Below are 14,757 nucleotides of genomic sequence, written 5' to 3' on the forward strand. Positions count from 1 at the left end.
CGATCAGCTCCAGCTGTGGCCGCAGGCCGTGCACACGTAGGAGATTCCGCCGTTGTCGCCGAGAACCTGGGCGACATGCGCGGAACCGCAGGAAGGGCAGCTCAGCCGGGTGGTCGTGTCCCGTATCAACGCCGCACCGAGGAGGTGGCCGACCTCCCCAAGGATGCTCGCAGGCATCGCTACTCCCTCCCGTCGGGCCACGCCCCCTTCCGGCCGTTTGATTCTGCCACGGCCGGAGCAATACGGTCAGCGACGCCTCAGTACCAGTCCGGACACAGCCCCCGCGGCGGCCGTTGCGGCCAGCGCCCAGGCGCACACCCAAAACGCCTCCGCGGAGGTATACGAGCGCAGGACGCCGAGTGACTCAAGCCGGTTCAGGAACAGTGTGCCGAAGGACGCCACGCCGATCAGCTGACCGAGCTGCGCGACCGTCGCCAGCAGCCCGCTGGCGTCCGCCGCGTCCTCGGGCCGAACGGTGGCGAGCGCTCCGGTGAGCGTGGGGCTGAAGGCGAGCGCGAGCCCGGCGCCCACGCCCGCGTATCCCGCGTACAGGACCGCTCCCCCGTCGCCGCCCGCGTGGAAGGCCAGCCCCACGACGGCCACAGACACCGCGGTCAGCGCGAACCCGGCGGGGGTCAGGACGCGCCGCAGGCCGGCGGGCCACCTTTGCCAGGTCAGGCCGACGGCCCCGAAGACGGCGGCGGTCGGGGCGAAGCTCAGCCCGGCCCGCAGCGCGCTGTATCCGAGGCCGCCCTGGACGTGCAGGGTCAGCGCGAAGAGGAAGCCGGCGTTGACCGACATCACGGCGAGGATGCGGAAGACGGCCAGACCGATCCCGGGATGACGCAGCACCCGGGGCGCGATCAGCGGGGCGCCGCCGCGCCGGGCCAGCCGGGACTCGTACCCGCAGAACAACCCGAACAGCACCGCGGCTCCGGCCAGCGAAAGCCAGGACCACACCGGCCAGTCCTCCTCCTGCCCGAGCACCAGCGGCACCGTCAGCAGCGACACGGCCGCGCCGAGCAGCACCAGTCCGGGCAGGTCGAGCGCGCGGGCCCGCTCCTTCCGGCCCGAGGCGCCCATCGGCAGGACCCGGCGGCCCAGTACGAGCAGCAGGGCACCCACCGGCACGTTGACCAGGAACACCGGCCGCCAGCCCGTGCCGAGGAGGTCAGCGCCGACCAGCACTCCGCCCGCGATCTGACCGGCCGCCGCGCCGACGGCGAGGACGGCCGAATAGGCGCCGAGCGCCCGGGCCCGCGCCTCGCCGGTGAACGTGCGCTGGATGAGGCTGAGCACCTGCGGGATGGCCAACGCCGCGCCGGCGCCCTGCACCAGCCGGAAGACGATCAGTTCGGTCGCCCCCTGTGCCAGGCCGCAGGCGAGCGAGGCCCCGGTGAACAGGGCGACGCCGGCGAGATGCACCCGACCGTGGCCGAGCCGGTCGCCGAGCCGGGCACCGGTGATCATCAGCACGGAGTAGGAGACGGTGTAACCGGCGATGACCAGCTGGAGATCGGCGCCCGAGGCATGGAGTTCGGAACCGATGGTGGGGGCGGCGACGTTCACGATGAAGACGTCGAGGGCCGCCATGAACAGGGCGGCGAGCAGGACCCCGAGCAGCAGCCCGGGCCGGTTGTCGGTGCCGGGTGCTTCACTGTCGGTGACGGGGGATTCCGCACTGTCAGCGATCGGATGGCCACTGTCAGTGGCGGGTGCTTCACTGTTCGCAGGGTTCGGAACGGGCTCGGTGCCCGGCCCGGTCCGGGATGTCGTCGTCATGGCGTCGAGCCTGACGACGGGCCGGTACCGGTGCCGAGTGCCCGGCGATGCTGGTACCGCCAGCACCTGGCAGGGCTGGGCCCGGGTGCCGACGATGGAGACGGGGACGACGGGGGGCTGGACGATGGCGACGGAGCCGACGGTCACGACGAGGGCGACACGGTCGCCGAGCACACAGCGGCGCAGGCCGGAGCTGGCCGCCTTCCTGCGCAGCAGGCGGGCGCGGGTGACCCCGGCCGACGTGGGGATGCCACCGGGCCTGCGGCGGCGCACGCCGGGGCTGCGCCGTGAGGAGGTCGCCCAGCTCTCCGGTGTGGGCGTGACCTGGTACACATGGCTGGAGCAGGGCCGGCCGATCAACGCCTCGCCGCAGGTGCTGGACGCGGTCGCCCGCACACTGCGGCTGGACTCGCCGGAGCGGGAGCATCTGTACCGGCTGGCGGAGGTGCCGTTCGAGGCGGCACCGGAGGGGCTGCCCCGGCGGGTCGCCCCGCAGGTGCAGGACGTCATCGACGCCCTCGACCCGCTGCTGGCCGTGGTCTACAACTCGCGGTACGACGTCCTGGCCGCCAACCGGGCCTACCGCGACCTGTTCACGGTCCCGGAGATCCGCGGGATCGGTGTGCCGAACGTGTTGTGGACGCTGTTCACGGTGCCGGAGGAGACGTGCCCGGTGGTGCACCGGGAGCGTGAACTGCCGGTGATGGTGGCGACACTGCGGTCGGCGTACGGCCGGCACGTGGGCGAGCCGGCCTGGGAGGACTACATACGCGCGCTGTCGGCGGCGAGCCCCTGGTTCCGGAGACTCTGGGCGAGCGGTGAGGTGATACCGCCGGGCCCTCGGGGGAAGACCTTCCGTCACGCGGCGGTGGGCGACATGCGACTGGCCTCGCAGTCGCTGTCCATCGACGGGATGCCCGAGTGCCGGATCGTGGTCTACACGCCGCAGGACGAGACGTCACGGGCGAAGGTCGCGGCGCTGCGCGAGCGGAGAGAGCGGCTGTGGCCTCCCGCCCGCACAACAGAAAATCCCGCCCCCTGAGGGGACGGGATCCTCATCATCGATCTTTGACAACTCAACAGAGTGTCGAGTGGAGCTAAGGAGAATTGAACTCCTGACCTCCTGCATGCCATGCAGGCGCTCTACCAACTGAGCTATAGCCCCTTCATTCTTCCCGCTCGGCGGGGCGAACAAGAAGAACTTTAGCCTGTGACCTGCCAGAAAGTGAAATCCGGGGTCCGGGATCCTGCGGCGGTTCAGTCGTCGTCGCCGAGGACGGGCTCCGGAAGGGTGCCCGCGTTGTGCTCCAGCAGGCGCCAGCCGCGGGCGCCCTCGCCGAGCACGGACCAGCAGCAGTTGGAGAGGCCGCCGAGGCTCTCCCAGTGCTGGGCCTCCAGGCCGAGGAGCCGGCCGATGGTGGTGCGGATGGTGCCGCCGTGGCTGACGACGACGAGGGTGCCGTCCTCGGGCAGCTTCTCGGCGTGGCGCAGGACGACGGGTGCGGCGCGGTCGGCGACCTCGGCCTCCAGTTCGCCGCCGCCGCGACGGACCGCCTCGCCGCGCTTCCAGGCGGCGTACTCCTCGTTGTAGCGGGCGATGATCTCGTCGTGCGTCAGCCCCTGCCAGACGCCCGCGTAGGTCTCGCGCAGGCCTTCCTCGCGGGTGACGTCGAGGCCGGTGAGGGCGGCCAGCTCGGCGGCCGTGTTCGCCGCCCGCTGCAGGTCCGAGGAGACGATCGCGTCGGGCCCCAGGGAGGCCAGCAACCGGGCGGCGCGGCGGGCCTGGCCGATACCGGTCTCGGTCAGCGCGACGTCCGTGCTGCCCTGGAAGCGGCGCTCGACGTTCCAGGCGGTCTGCCCGTGCCGCCACAGGATGATGCGGCGGCCGCGGCCCTTGCGGTCGGTCACCTCTCCGGTGGCGCTCATCACCATTCCCCGCCCGGCTCCTGCTCGGCCTCGGCGGCCTGGAGCCTGGCGTGCTCCGCGGCCTTGCCGCGGGTGGCCTTGGCGTCGGCGGGCAGCTCCAGCTCGGGGCAGTCCTTCCACAGCCGCTCCAGGGCGTAGAAGACCCGCTCCTCGCTGTGCTGGACGTGGACGACGATGTCGACGTAGTCGAGCAGGATCCAGCGGGAGTCGCGGTCGCCCTCGCGGCGCACCGGCTTGGCGCCGAGGTCCTTCAGCAGGCGTTCCTCGATCTCGTCGACGATGGCCTTGACCTGGCGGTCGTTCGGTGCGGAGGCCAGCAGGAAGGCGTCCGTGATCGACAGGACGTCGCTGACGTCGTAGGCGATGACGTCGTGGGCGAGCTTGTCGGCCGCCGCCTGGGCGGCGGTGTTGATGAGCTCAAGAGAACGGTCGGTGGCGGTCACTACGAAGCTTTCGGTCGGCGGTCACTGGACCTCAAGGGTCTCACGGACCGTCGGGCGCACCCCACGTGATTACGGTGGCACGTGGGGTGCGCGGGCCCAGGTCAGGATGCGGCGGGCTTGTAGTCCTGGCCGAGGACGACCGAGACGTCGGCACCCGAGGAGACGGTTCCCTTGGTCACAGAGCCGGCGGGCAGGCCGAGGGTCTTGGCGACCTCGGCGGCGTCCGGCTTGTGGGAGGCGTCCGAGTAGACCACCTTCGAGGCGGCCTGGGCGCCGGAGGCGGTGCCGCCCTCCAGGAAGGTGAAGCCGCCGTTGAGGAGCACCACGCGGGCCTTCTCCGTGTCGTCCTTGACACCGGTGGCGTTCTGCACGGAGACCCGGACCGCGGAGCCGGCGTCAGGGCTCTTGGCGGTGCCGCCGAGGATGTCCTTGACCACACTGTCGCTGGTCTTCGCGCTGAGGGTGCCGTCGGCCTGCACGGGCAGCAGGGCGGTCTTGTAGTCGCCGCTCTTGGCGAGGTCGGCGAGCTTGGCGAGGAAGGTGCCGAGGTCCTTGTCGGTGAGCGGCGGGTCGAGGATCTGCGCGAGGGTCTGCACGGTGATCGTCGCCGACGACGGGTCGGAGGACAGCTTGCGCAGCACGCCCTGCATGACCTGGCCGAACCGCTCCAGCTGGGCGTTTTCGGACTCGCCGGCGGCGCGGTAGGTGGCGTAGGCGACGGCCATCTTGCCGCTGAGGGTCTGGGCACTGCCCTTGTGGACGAGCGGCTCGGCGCCCTTCTTCTTGGCGTCCGGGTCGGGCACGTCGGTGTTGGTGTCGAGGTCGATGTTGCCGACCAGGTCGACGAGGTTCTGCAGATAGGGGGTGTCGAGACGCCAGGTGCCCTGGATGTTGGTGCCGAGGACGGTGTCGAGCTGGTCGCGGGTGCCGGAGGCGCCGTCGTCACCCACCGACTTGGCGAGCGTGGTGGTGGAGCCGTCGTCTCCGCTCAGGGCCAGGGAGTTGGGCAACAGTACGGTGCTGCCCTGCTTGGTGGTGGTGTTGTCGACCAGCAGCGCCGTGGAGGTGCCGCCCTTGCCGGTGTTGTGCAGGTGGACGACGATCACGTCGCGTTTCTGGGCGCTGACGGGCGCGGTCGCGACGGCCTTGGTACCGGAGGAGGACAGGCCGGGCAGTTTTCCGGCGTACCAGAGGTAACCGACGCCACCGACGGCGACGAGGACGAGGACCACGAGGAGGGCGGTGATCCGGCTGCGGGCGCGGCGGCGGGCCTCCTCGCGGCGCTCGGTGCGGTTCTCGGTGAACTTCAGCCAGTCGATGACGTCCTCGGAGTCGCCGTCCGGCTCCTCGACGAACGCGAACTGCTCGGTGTGGTAGTCCTCTTCGCCCTCGTCCCGTGGCTCCCCGGAGTGCGCCGGGGCGTGCGGGTGCTCCGCCGGACCGGCCTGCTGCGGAATGTAGGCGGTCTGCTCGGCGACCCGGGGCTGCTGCCCGCTGCTCGCGGCCTGCCCGTAGGGGTCGTAGCCGGCGCCCTGCTGGGGGCCGGTGCCGTAGGCGTCGTAAGGGGCCTGGGAACCGTACGGGTCGTCGTACGACGGCGAGGGCCGGCCGGTGTCGTAGGAGGGCACCGGAGGCTGCTGACCGGTGGCGTAGGGGTCGTAGCCGTAGCCCTGCTGTTGGGTGTACGGGTCATAGGTCGCCTGCTGGGCCTGCTGTGCCGGGACCTGCCGGTACACGGGCTGGCCGTACTCGTCGTAGCCGACGAGTTCGTACGGGCCGGCGCCGTAGCCGCCGTCGCCCGTGTCGTATCGGTCGTTCACCGGTGCCCCTCTCGGCTCACTCGCCGCGATACAGCTGGCGCTTGGCGATGTAGCGCACGACTCCGTCCGGCACCATGTACCAGATGGGGTCTCCCTTGGCGACTCTCGCCCGGCAGTCCGTGGAGGAGATGGCCATGGCCGGCACCTCGACGAGCGAGACGCCTCCTTCCGGCAGACCCGGGTTGGTCAGGTGGTGTCCTGGGCGGGTGACGCCGATGAAATGGGCGAGGGAGAACAGTTCCTCGCTGTCCCGCCAGGTCAGCAGCTGGGCGAGGGCGTCGGCACCGGTGATGAAGAACAGGTCGGTGTCGGGGTTGAGGGCGCGCAGGTCGCGCAGTGTGTCCACGGTGTAGGTGGGGCCGCCGCGGTCGATGTCGATGCGGCTGACGGAGAACTGGGGGTTCTCGGCGGTCGCGATGACCGTCATCAGGTAGCGGTCCTCGGCCGGGGAGACCTTGCGGTGGGACTTCTGCCACGGCTGGCCGGTGGGCACGAACACCACCTCGTCCAGCTGGAACTGTGCGGCGACCTCGCTTGCCGCCACGAGGTGCCCGTGGTGGATCGGGTCGAACGTTCCGCCCATGACACCGAGGCGTCGCTTGCCCGTGTGGACGGGACCGTCGCCCGGTCCGTACTGCGGGTGCTTCACCGTGTCGTCGGCGGACTCGTACGCCGGACCGGTAGGCATGTCCTGCTCTCCCATGCGTGCAGACCCTACCGGCCCGGCCTCGGGTGTCCGGCCGGGGACGGGGTCCCCGCTCAGCGGTCGCGGTTGAAGCGCGTGGTGATCCACAGCAGGAGCAGCAGGATGACCAGGGCGCCGCCGCCGGTGACGGCAGGGTTCAGGCTGTTGTGGTTTCCGCCGTGCGGCTCGCCCTCGGCGGCAAGGGTGACCAACTGGGCTGCGGCGCTGTGGAAGCTCATCTTCGGCAGGACCTATCGCGTGTGGGCGGGATAAAGATGTCGGCTCATCGTAAGCGGGCGGCCTCGCGGCGATCACGCCGACTCCTCCGATGGGGAGGCCGACCGGAACTTCCGGCGGCTGTCAGTCGTCCTTCTGCTTGTAGCCGCGCAGCAGGAACCAGGCGGTCAGTACACAGCCCAGGGCCATCACGATCAGGACGATGCGGAGCAGGTTCCCCGACCCGTGCTGCTGCACGGCGCTCGAGGCGGCCTCGGTCAGCCACGCGGCTGCGGGGTGGTGATCCATGAGTGGACTCCTTCGGCTGTACTGCCCGTCAACGGTATCTCCGCCTAGGCTGGGCCCCGCCTCGGGGGCACAGTGGCACTCAGACGCACTTGGGGGAAGACATGTCCGACGACGGCCAGCAGCACACGGGGCACGAGCGCGTGCCGAGCAGGCAGCGCAGGCGCTTCCCGGGGATCTCCTCGCGTGCCTACGAGCATCCGGCCGACCGCTCGGCCCTGGTCGCGCTGCGCAAGCTGAGCGGATTCGACACCGTCTTCAAGGCACTCAGCGGGCTGCTGCCCGAGCGGAGCCTGAGACTGCTGTTCCTGTCCGACTCGGTGCGGGTCTCCGAGCGGCAGTTCCAGCACCTGCACGACATGCTGCTGGACGCCTGTTACATCCTGGACCTGGAGAAGGTCCCGCCGATGTACGTCACGCAGGACCCGCAGCCGAACGCGATGTGCATCGGCCTGGACGAGCCGATCATCGTCGTCACCACGGGGCTCGTGGAGCTCCTCGACGAGGAGGAGATGCGGGCGGTCGTCGGGCACGAGGTGGGGCACGCGCTGTCCGGGCACTCGGTGTACCGCACGATCCTGCTGTTCCTGACCAGCCTGGCGCTGAAGGTGGCATGGATTCCGCTGGGCAACCTCACGATCATGGCGGTCATCACGGCGCTCAGGGAGTGGTTCCGCAAGTCGGAGCTGTCCGCGGACCGGGCGGGGCTGCTGGTGGGGCAGGACGTCCGGGCGTCGATGCGTGGCCTGATGAAGATCGCCGGCGGCAACCACCTGCACGAGATGAACGTGGACGCGTTCCTGGAGCAGGCCGAGGAGTACGACTCCGGGGGCGATCTGCGCGACTCGGTGCTGAAGATCCTGAACGTGCTGCCCCGCTCGCACCCGTTCACCACCGTGCGGGCCGGCGAGCTGAAGAAGTGGGCCGAGTCCCGCGACTTCCAGCGGATCATGGACGGCCACTATCCGCGGCGTGACGAGGACCAGGACACCTCGGTCAGCGACTCCTTCCGCGAGTCGGCGGCCAGCTACGCGAGCGATGTGAAGACCTCCAAGGACCCGCTGATGAAGCTGGTCACGGACCTCGCGGGCGGCGCGGGCGACCTGGGCGGCCGGGTCCGCCGAGGTTTCGAGGGCTTCCGGTCCCCGCCCTCGGCGAAGGAGGGCCCGACGGACACTCCGCACGAGAAGTAGCGTCCCTCTTCTCTCCCCCCGCCGCACCGGCATCCCTCTTCCCGCCGCAACGGCGCTCAGCCACGGCGGTGGATTCCGGCGGTGCCGGCCCTCCTCGGCCGTGAGCCCCGATCCGGTTCGGGAAAGGCCGCGCTCTCACCCGGGCCGGCGCCGGGAAACGCCCGCTACACCGTCGGCTGAGCCTCAGCGGCCAGCGTCCCGCACAGGGCCGCAGGGCTGTCCGTCTGATAGGGATTGGTGCCCGCGGGGCCACCGGTGCGGGCCGTCTGGCCGGCCAGGAGGGGGCGGAGGTAGGCGGTCGAGTCCTCGGCGCAGGCGAGAGGACCCGCCTGGACGTAGGACGTGACCAGCTGGACCTGGTGGGTGCGCAGATCGTCGCGGGTGAAGCGGAAGGTCAGCTCGCGGCGCACCGTGAACAGGGACACGGCCGCGTTCGCCGCGGCGCGGGCGGGGCGCAGCGCGTACACGAAGGTGTGGTCGGCGGTGACCTCCAGCGCGCCCGAGTCGCTCTCGGTGGCCTGCAGGTCGCCCTGGACGCGGATCCTGTCGTCGGCGAGCTGGACGCGGGAGGGGTCGAGGCGGACCAGCCAGCCGGTCGCGGCGTGCCGGCCGTCCGCCGCCGGGTGGCGGATGCTCTGGTCGAACTGGTCGAGCTGGTCGGCGTCGAGGAGGGACCGGGCGGGGTGCACCTGGCGGCCGGTGAGCACCTCGGGGTAGAGCGAGGAGCGGACGATGTAGTCCTTGGCGGTGGTGAGGGCGGTCACCACCTGGCTGTCGGAGAAGTGGGCGGTGCTGCGGGAGACCGGCAGGGGTATGCCCTCGGCGCCGACCTCGTACGGGGCGGCGGGGCTGTGCGCGTACAGGCTCTCGGCGTCGGTGGCGCCGGGCACCTTGGCCGTAGGGGCGAGCGGGATCACCGTCGTCCGCAGGGGTTCGGCGGTGCGTCGGGCCTGCGGGGTGCCGTAGGGGTGGCGGACGCCCATGTAGATGGCGGTGACGAAGGCGACGGCGATCAGCAGGACGAGGATCAGGGCCTGCCGGGTGAGTCCGCGATGCAGGGGTGGGCGCCGGCGTACGGCGGGCGCGTGGTCGGCCATCCGCTCCTGGGCGGAGTACTCCTGGAGGCGGGCAGCACGGACGAACGACTCGTCGAAGACGACGGATCGGTACTCGTCCTCTCCACCTGCGGGGCTGCCCTCGGGTGTGCCCTCCGGTGGGTCTGCAGGCCCGCCCATACTTTCAGGGTAGGTCTCACGGGCCTCAGGTAAACGCGCTGCTATACGACAACTTCTGACAGGTGCTCACCAAAAGCGGGGCGGGCGTTCAGGGGGAGCGCGGGATGGCGGAGGCCGCGGGCTGGGAGGTCTCGGCGGAGGCGGAGGGAGCGGCGGCGCTGCCCTGTTCGAGGCCGGTGGATGCGGGTGTCGGTATCCCGTCACGGGTGGTGGCGGAGCCGCCTCGGTAGACGGCGGCGAAGGCCAGGGCGACCATGCCGATGCCCATCACGACGGCCAGCACCCAGGCGACGGGCCGGTGCCAGCGGACCTGCTTGCCGTACCCGCCGAAGTGGCGGTCGTCGAGGACGTAGCTGTCCTCCAGCTCGTCGTCGTCCCGATCTTGACCGAAATCGGTGCCTTCGTGGCCGTAGGCGTCATCGTAGCGCTCGCCCCGGGCGTGGGCGCGGCGGGCCTCCGCCTCGGAGGCCTCTGCTCTGGCCTGTGCGGCGGCCAGGAGGCGTTCGACGGCGGTCGGCTCGTGGACCGTGGCCGCCTGTACGAAGGCCTCGTCGAAGACCACGGAGGCGAACTCTTCGTCCGACACCCCGCGGTCGTGGTCGTCGTCGGGCTCCCAGCCGTCAGAGAACGGCGTGCCCCCCACGTCCTCCGGCACGGATCCAGAGTAGACCTGGGGGGTCAATTTGGGCAGACGGTATGGAAATTCATCCGCCTGATGAGACGCCTTTCGGACGCGCGGCCGAACGGGTGAGTCTCAGGGGCGCACGTGGCCGTCGCCGGTGACGATGTACTTGGTGCTGGTCAGCTCGGGCAGGCCCATCGGGCCGCGGGCGTGCAGCTTCTGGGTGGAGATGCCGATCTCCGCGCCGAAGCCGAACTGGCCGCCGTCGGTGAAACGGGTGGAGGCGTTGACGGCGACGGTGGTGGAGTCGACCAGCTGGGTGAAGCGGCGGGCGGCCTGCTGGGAGGTGGTGACGATCGCCTCGGTGTGGCCGGAGGTCCACAGCCGGATGTGCTCGACGGCCTTGTCCAGCGAATCCACCACGGCGGCGGCGATGTCGTACGAGAGGTACTCGGTCTCCCAGTCCTCGGCCACGGCCTCCACGACGGTCGCCTTGGAGTCCTCGGCGTAGGCCAGCACGCGCTCGTCGGCATGCACGGTGACGCCGGCCTCGGCGAGGGCGTCGAGGGCGCGCGGCAGGAACGCGGGGGCGATGTCCTGGTGGACGAGGAGGGTCTCGGCGGCGTTGCAGACGCTGACCCGCTGGGCCTTGGAGTTGATCAGGATGTCGATCGCCATGTCGATGTCGGCCGCCGCGTCGACGTAGACGTGGCAGTTGCCGGTGCCGGTCTCGATCACGGGGACGGTGGACTCGCTGACCACGGTCTGGATCAGGGAGGCGCCGCCGCGCGGGATGAGGACGTCGACCAGGCCGCGGGCGCGCATCAGCTCGCGGACGGACTCGCGGCTCTCGCCGGGTACCAGCTGGACGGCGTCGGCGGGCAGCCCGGCGCCGCCGACGGCGTCGCGGATGACGCGGACGAGGGCGGTGTTGGACTCGTAGGCGGAGGCGGAGCCGCGCAGCAGGACTGCGTTGCCGGACTTCAGACAGAGGGCGGCGGCGTCGACGGTGACGTTCGGACGGGCCTCGTAGATGATGCCGACGACGCCGAGCGGGACGCGGACCTGGCGCAGGTCGATGCCGTTGGGAAGGGTGGAACCACGGACGACCTCGCCGACCGGGTCGGGCAGCTTCGCCACGTCCCGGACGTCGGAGGCGATGGCCCGGACCCGCTCGGGGGTGAGGGTGAGCCGGTCGACGATGGCCTCGCTGATGCCGTTCTCCCGGGCCTTGGCGACGTCCTTGGCGTTGGCCTCGACGATCTCGCTGGTCCGGACCTCCAGGGCGTCGGCGATGGCGAGCAGCGCGTCGTCCTTCTCGGCGCGCGGGAGCGGCGCGAGGTCGGCGGCGGCGGCCTTGGCCCGGTAGGCGGCCTGGGTGACCGGGGACATCGAGTCGTACGGCGAGAGCGTGGTCATACACGCAGGGTAGTGCGCCTGTGGACGGGGTCGGCAACCGTCCCGGAAGCCGAGACGGCGAGCTCGCCGGGGTCGTGCGCGCCCCGTGCCACCGGCGGCTACGGCGGCACGGGACTCGATCACAGGGTCAGATCAGCGCCTTCTTGTAGAAGATGTTCGAGCGGCGGTCGCCCGCGGTGCCGGAGGCGAAGCCGATGAAGAGGCGGGCCTGGCCCGAGTCGGTGCGGTAGACGGCCAGCCCCTCCGGCTCGCGGTAGGAGAGGCTCTCGCCCGCCTTGGTGGGAACCGGCCCCTGCTTGACGGCCCCGGAATTGAGGTCGACGCAGGTGATGCGGGTGTTCCCGGGCCGCGGGTTGCTCGCCGAGTAGGCGTTGCCCGTCAGGAAGTACAGGTACCGGCCGTAGGAGGTGTACCCCTGTGCCGTGCCCGGGATCGAGGGCTGCTTGAAGTACGCCACCGGGCTGCTGAAGTCGCCCGCGGAGGCCTGGCTCATCCGGTAGGCGGCGATGTACTTGGCGCCGTTCTTCTGGTGGCGGACGACCATGATGCCGTTCACCTGGTCGATGGAGCAGGTGAACTCCACGCCGCTCGCCACCGGCCGGTACTTCTTGATCGCGGAAGAGGTGTGGGACAACGAGCCGCCCCGCACGAACTTGAAGCGGCCGAGCCGGGTGCCGTAGCCGTTCTTGTTCGCGTCCACCTCCGTCCACAGCCAGCTGTCGCGGCCCCGAGGCTCGACGCCGAAGGCGACGCCGTGGCCGAAGCCCGTCAGGTGCATGGCCGAGACGCGGTTGCCGGCGAAGTCCAGCTCGGTGATGCAGAGGTCGCCGGACGTCTCACCGCTGCCGTTGCGTCGCTGGGCGACGAAGAGGCGCTTGTTGACGCTGTCGAAGGCGAAGCCCTGCTGAACGGTGTCGTCGTGCAGTTGCCGGCCGCGGAACAGGTCGTAGGACGGCGCGGTGAGGTCGAAGCGCGGCGAGGCGGCGATCGCGGCGGACGCCGTGCCCGACCCGGCCGCCACGCCCAGCGCGGCGATCCCCAGACCGCCCGCGGCCCGCAGGATCCCCCGACGGCCGATGGTGTGCTGCTCCATGGTCCCCCTTGTATGGCGGTTGGTAAGCGGAGACACATGATCCACATGCGTCGCGCCGAACCTACCGGGCGGTCCCTGGCGGCCGGTGTGCGGGGCCGGGGCACCGGCGCGGGACCGGAGGGGCCGGATTCAGAAGGGGTGGACGCCGACGGGAGTGGCGGGGGCGGGGCCGTAGCCCTCGGCGATCCGCTGGTGGTAGGTCTCGCGGTCGATGACCTCCAGGCCGACGATCTCCCATGCGGGCAGCCCGGCGCTCTGCCGGTGCTCGCCCCACAGGCGCAGGGCGACGGCGGCGGCGTCGTGCAGGTCGCGGGCCTCTTCCCAGTACCTGATCTCGGCGTGGTCGGTGGCGTATCTGCTGGTCAGGAGGAAGGGGTGGTCGTGGGCCAGCTGCTCCAGGGAACGGCGCAGGTCCGGCAGGGGGACGTTCTCCCCGGAGACGCTGAGGGTGACGTGCCACAACCGGGGCAGGTCCTTGGGCTCCTCGTAGGCGTCCCCGGCCGCGACGCTCGTCAGAGCACCGCGGGTTGTCACCCCAGGGCGCACTCGTCTCACGACGGCCTCCTTCACCCAGCACTCGGAAACGTGTCCTGACACAAAGTTGAGCAGGCCCTACGGCACCGCGGGGCGGTTTTACGCAACGTCCCCCACCGGGGGCTGTCGTTACGTCCCGTTTTACGAGTGCAGCAGCACCAGGTCGTCCCTGTGTACGACCTCGCGTTCGTACGCGGCGCCCAGCTCCCGGGCCAGCTCGCGGGTCGAACGCCCGATCAGCCGCGGAATCTCCTTGGCGTCGAAGTTGACGAGCCCCCGGGCCACCGCGTGGCCCGCCGTGTCGCGCAGCTCGACGGGGTCACCGGCGGTGAACACGCCCTCGACGGCGGCGATTCCGGCGGGCAGCAGGGACTTGCGCCGTTTCACGACGGCGTCCACCGCGCCGTCGTCCAGGGTCAGCGCGCCCTGCGGGGTGGAGGCGTGCTGGAGCCACAGGAGCCGGTCGGCGGAGCGTTTGCCGGTGGGGTGGAAGTAGGTGCCGGTGTCGGCGCCGCTCAAGGCGTCCGCCGCGTGCACGGCACTGGTCAGCACCACGGGGATGCCGGCGGCGGCCGCGATCCGGGCGGCCTCGACCTTGGTGACCATCCCGCCGGTGCCGACGCCGGCCTTGCCCGCGCTGCCGATCTCGACGTGCGCGAGGTCCTCGGGCCGCCGCACCTCCGCGATCCGGGAGGTGCCGGGCTTGCCGGGGTCGCCGTCGTAGACGCCGTCGACGTCCGAGAGGAGGACGAGGAGGTCGGCGTGGACGAGGTGCGCGACGAGGGCGGCGAGGCGGTCGTTGTCGCCGAAGCGGATCTCGTCGGTGGCGACGGTGTCGTTCTCGTTGACGATCGGAAGGGCACCCATCGCGAGGAGCTTGTCGAGGGTGCGCGAGGCGTTGCGGTGGTGGGCGCGGCGGCTCATGTCGTCGGAGGTGAGCAGGACCTGGCCGACGCGGACGCCGTAGCGGGCGAAGGAGGCGGTGTAGCGGGCGACGAGCAGTCCCTGGCCGACGCTGGCGGCGGCCTGCTGGCGGGCGAGGTCCTTGGGGCGGCGGCGCAGGCCCAGCGGGGCGAGGCCGGCGGCGATGGCGCCGGAGGAGACGAGGACGATCTCCTTCTCGCCGCCGCTGCGGCTCTTGGCGAGGACGTCGACGAGCGCGTCGACGCGGTCGGCGTCCAGGCCGCCCGCGGCGGTGGTCAGCGAGGAGGAACCGACCTTGACGACGATCCTGCGGGCCTCGCGTACGGCCTGCCTTGCCTTTGCCACCTGCGGTCCGTCCCCTTCACGCGCGCTTCACAGCCCTGCCGCTCCGCGTCGCAATCTACGCCAAGGGGACGGGACCCTGCGCCGCGGTCCACTGAGCGGACGGCGCCCCAGGGCGTCGCGGTCGGTGGGATCCGCGGACGGCAACGCACCGGAGACCGTTATGACGAAGCCGCGCCTGCATGACGCACGTATCACGCACCCCCACCCCTCTGAC

Annotated in this window: 16 protein-coding genes and 1 tRNA gene; 2 read left to right on the plus strand and 15 right to left on the minus strand. The window is 71.1% G+C overall.

Features of this window, described 5'->3' with window-relative positions:
* Positions 1-3: 3 nt before the first annotated feature.
* Complete coding sequence (locus ACZ7GZ_RS01700) at positions 4-177, minus strand: hypothetical protein (protein ID WP_107121669.1); 174 nt, start codon at positions 175-177, stop codon at positions 4-6.
* Positions 178-246: 69 nt separating this feature from the next.
* Positions 247-1,611 carry an MFS transporter gene (locus tag ACZ7GZ_RS01705; protein ID WP_471020182.1) on the minus strand — a complete coding sequence of 455 codons (1,365 nt, stop codon included), beginning with the start codon at positions 1,609-1,611 and terminating at the stop codon, positions 247-249.
* Positions 1,612-1,906: 295 nt separating this feature from the next.
* On the opposite strand from ACZ7GZ_RS01705, the gene ACZ7GZ_RS01710 reads away from it, so the two are divergent.
* Positions 1,907-2,824, plus strand: a complete 918-nt coding sequence (locus tag ACZ7GZ_RS01710) for a helix-turn-helix transcriptional regulator (protein WP_471020185.1) — start codon at positions 1,907-1,909, stop codon at positions 2,822-2,824.
* Between the two features lie 50 nt (positions 2,825-2,874).
* On the opposite strand, the gene ACZ7GZ_RS01715 is transcribed toward ACZ7GZ_RS01710, so the two are convergent.
* From ACZ7GZ_RS01715 to ACZ7GZ_RS01745, 7 genes are all read right to left on the minus strand, one after another.
* Positions 2,875-2,947 (minus strand) — tRNA-Ala (locus ACZ7GZ_RS01715).
* A 92-nt stretch (positions 2,948-3,039) separates the two neighbouring features.
* A complete protein-coding gene (locus ACZ7GZ_RS01720; protein ID WP_471019871.1) occupies positions 3,040-3,708 on the minus strand; it encodes a histidine phosphatase family protein in 669 nt (222 codons plus the stop codon).
* Positions 3,708-4,151, minus strand: a complete 444-nt coding sequence (gene rsfS, locus ACZ7GZ_RS01725) for a ribosome silencing factor (RefSeq protein ID WP_471019874.1) — start codon at positions 4,149-4,151, stop codon at positions 3,708-3,710. The genes ACZ7GZ_RS01720 and rsfS overlap by 1 nt, the downstream gene beginning before the upstream one ends.
* A 101-nt stretch (positions 4,152-4,252) precedes the next feature.
* On the minus strand, positions 4,253-5,971 hold the full coding sequence (locus tag ACZ7GZ_RS01730) for an LCP family protein (protein ID WP_471019876.1): 1,719 nt from the start codon (positions 5,969-5,971) through the stop codon (positions 4,253-4,255).
* A gap of 16 nt (positions 5,972-5,987) precedes the next feature.
* Positions 5,988-6,674 (minus strand): nicotinate-nucleotide adenylyltransferase, encoded by a 687-nt coding sequence (nadD, locus tag ACZ7GZ_RS01735; RefSeq protein ID WP_471019879.1) that lies wholly within the window; start codon positions 6,672-6,674, stop codon positions 5,988-5,990.
* A gap of 56 nt (positions 6,675-6,730) precedes the next feature.
* Entirely contained in the window at positions 6,731-6,895 is a 165-nt protein-coding gene (locus tag ACZ7GZ_RS01740) for a hypothetical protein (protein WP_471019881.1), read from the minus strand.
* A 121-nt stretch (positions 6,896-7,016) separates the two neighbouring features.
* Positions 7,017-7,181, minus strand: coding sequence for a hypothetical protein (locus ACZ7GZ_RS01745; RefSeq protein WP_471019884.1), 165 nt, complete (start codon positions 7,179-7,181; stop codon positions 7,017-7,019).
* Between the two features lie 101 nt (positions 7,182-7,282).
* Between ACZ7GZ_RS01745 and ACZ7GZ_RS01750 the strand changes: the two genes are divergently transcribed.
* On the plus strand, positions 7,283-8,371 hold the full coding sequence (locus tag ACZ7GZ_RS01750; RefSeq protein WP_471019887.1) for a M48 family metallopeptidase: 1,089 nt from the start codon (positions 7,283-7,285) through the stop codon (positions 8,369-8,371).
* 164 nt (positions 8,372-8,535) lie between these two features.
* Here ACZ7GZ_RS01750 and ACZ7GZ_RS01755 read toward each other — a convergent pair whose 3' ends face one another.
* The 6 genes from ACZ7GZ_RS01755 to proB form a co-directional block, all read right to left on the minus strand.
* Positions 8,536-9,606: an SCO2583 family membrane protein gene (locus ACZ7GZ_RS01755; RefSeq protein ID WP_471019890.1), complete on the minus strand. Its 1,071-nt coding sequence runs from the start codon at positions 9,604-9,606 to the stop codon at positions 8,536-8,538.
* 88 nt (positions 9,607-9,694) lie between these two features.
* A complete protein-coding gene (locus ACZ7GZ_RS01760) occupies positions 9,695-10,261 on the minus strand; it encodes an SCO2584 family spore wall biosynthesis protein (protein ID WP_471019892.1) in 567 nt (188 codons plus the stop codon).
* Positions 10,262-10,360: 99 nt separating this feature from the next.
* Positions 10,361-11,647 carry a glutamate-5-semialdehyde dehydrogenase gene (locus tag ACZ7GZ_RS01765; RefSeq protein WP_471019895.1) on the minus strand — a complete coding sequence of 429 codons (1,287 nt, stop codon included), beginning with the start codon at positions 11,645-11,647 and terminating at the stop codon, positions 10,361-10,363.
* A 127-nt stretch (positions 11,648-11,774) separates the two neighbouring features.
* Positions 11,775-12,740: a phage baseplate protein gene (locus tag ACZ7GZ_RS01770; protein ID WP_471019897.1), complete on the minus strand. Its 966-nt coding sequence runs from the start codon at positions 12,738-12,740 to the stop codon at positions 11,775-11,777.
* 129 nt (positions 12,741-12,869) lie between these two features.
* Positions 12,870-13,295, minus strand: a complete 426-nt coding sequence (locus tag ACZ7GZ_RS01775; RefSeq protein ID WP_471019899.1) for a hypothetical protein — start codon at positions 13,293-13,295, stop codon at positions 12,870-12,872.
* A 120-nt stretch (positions 13,296-13,415) separates the two neighbouring features.
* Positions 13,416-14,543, minus strand: a complete 1,128-nt coding sequence (gene proB, locus ACZ7GZ_RS01780) for a glutamate 5-kinase (RefSeq protein WP_471019902.1) — start codon at positions 14,541-14,543, stop codon at positions 13,416-13,418.
* Positions 14,544-14,757 lie beyond the last annotated feature (214 nt).

The organism is Streptomyces sp. NPDC037288, assembly GCF_055603265.1.

Bases quoted from the DNA above. Each gene is read 5' to 3' on its own strand.
- ACZ7GZ_RS01740 (WP_471019881.1), bottom strand. From the start codon at position 6,895: ATGAGCTTCCACAGCGCCGCAGCCCAGTTGGTCACCCTTGCCGCCGAG.
- ACZ7GZ_RS01745 (WP_471019884.1), bottom strand. From the start codon at position 7,181: ATGGATCACCACCCCGCAGCCGCGTGGCTGACCGAGGCCGCCTCGAGC.
- nadD (WP_471019879.1), bottom strand. From the start codon at position 6,674: ATGGGAGAGCAGGACATGCCTACCGGTCCGGCGTACGAGTCCGCCGAC.
- ACZ7GZ_RS01770 (WP_471019897.1), bottom strand. From the start codon at position 12,740: ATGGAGCAGCACACCATCGGCCGTCGGGGGATCCTGCGGGCCGCGGGC.
- ACZ7GZ_RS01700 (WP_107121669.1), bottom strand. From the start codon at position 177: ATGCCTGCGAGCATCCTTGGGGAGGTCGGCCACCTCCTCGGTGCGGCG.
- ACZ7GZ_RS01750 (WP_471019887.1), top strand. From the start codon at position 7,283: ATGTCCGACGACGGCCAGCAGCACACGGGGCACGAGCGCGTGCCGAGC.
- ACZ7GZ_RS01720 (WP_471019871.1), bottom strand. From the start codon at position 3,708: ATGAGCGCCACCGGAGAGGTGACCGACCGCAAGGGCCGCGGCCGCCGC.
- ACZ7GZ_RS01765 (WP_471019895.1), bottom strand. From the start codon at position 11,647: ATGACCACGCTCTCGCCGTACGACTCGATGTCCCCGGTCACCCAGGCC.
- ACZ7GZ_RS01710 (WP_471020185.1), top strand. From the start codon at position 1,907: ATGGCGACGGAGCCGACGGTCACGACGAGGGCGACACGGTCGCCGAGC.
- ACZ7GZ_RS01755 (WP_471019890.1), bottom strand. From the start codon at position 9,606: ATGGGCGGGCCTGCAGACCCACCGGAGGGCACACCCGAGGGCAGCCCC.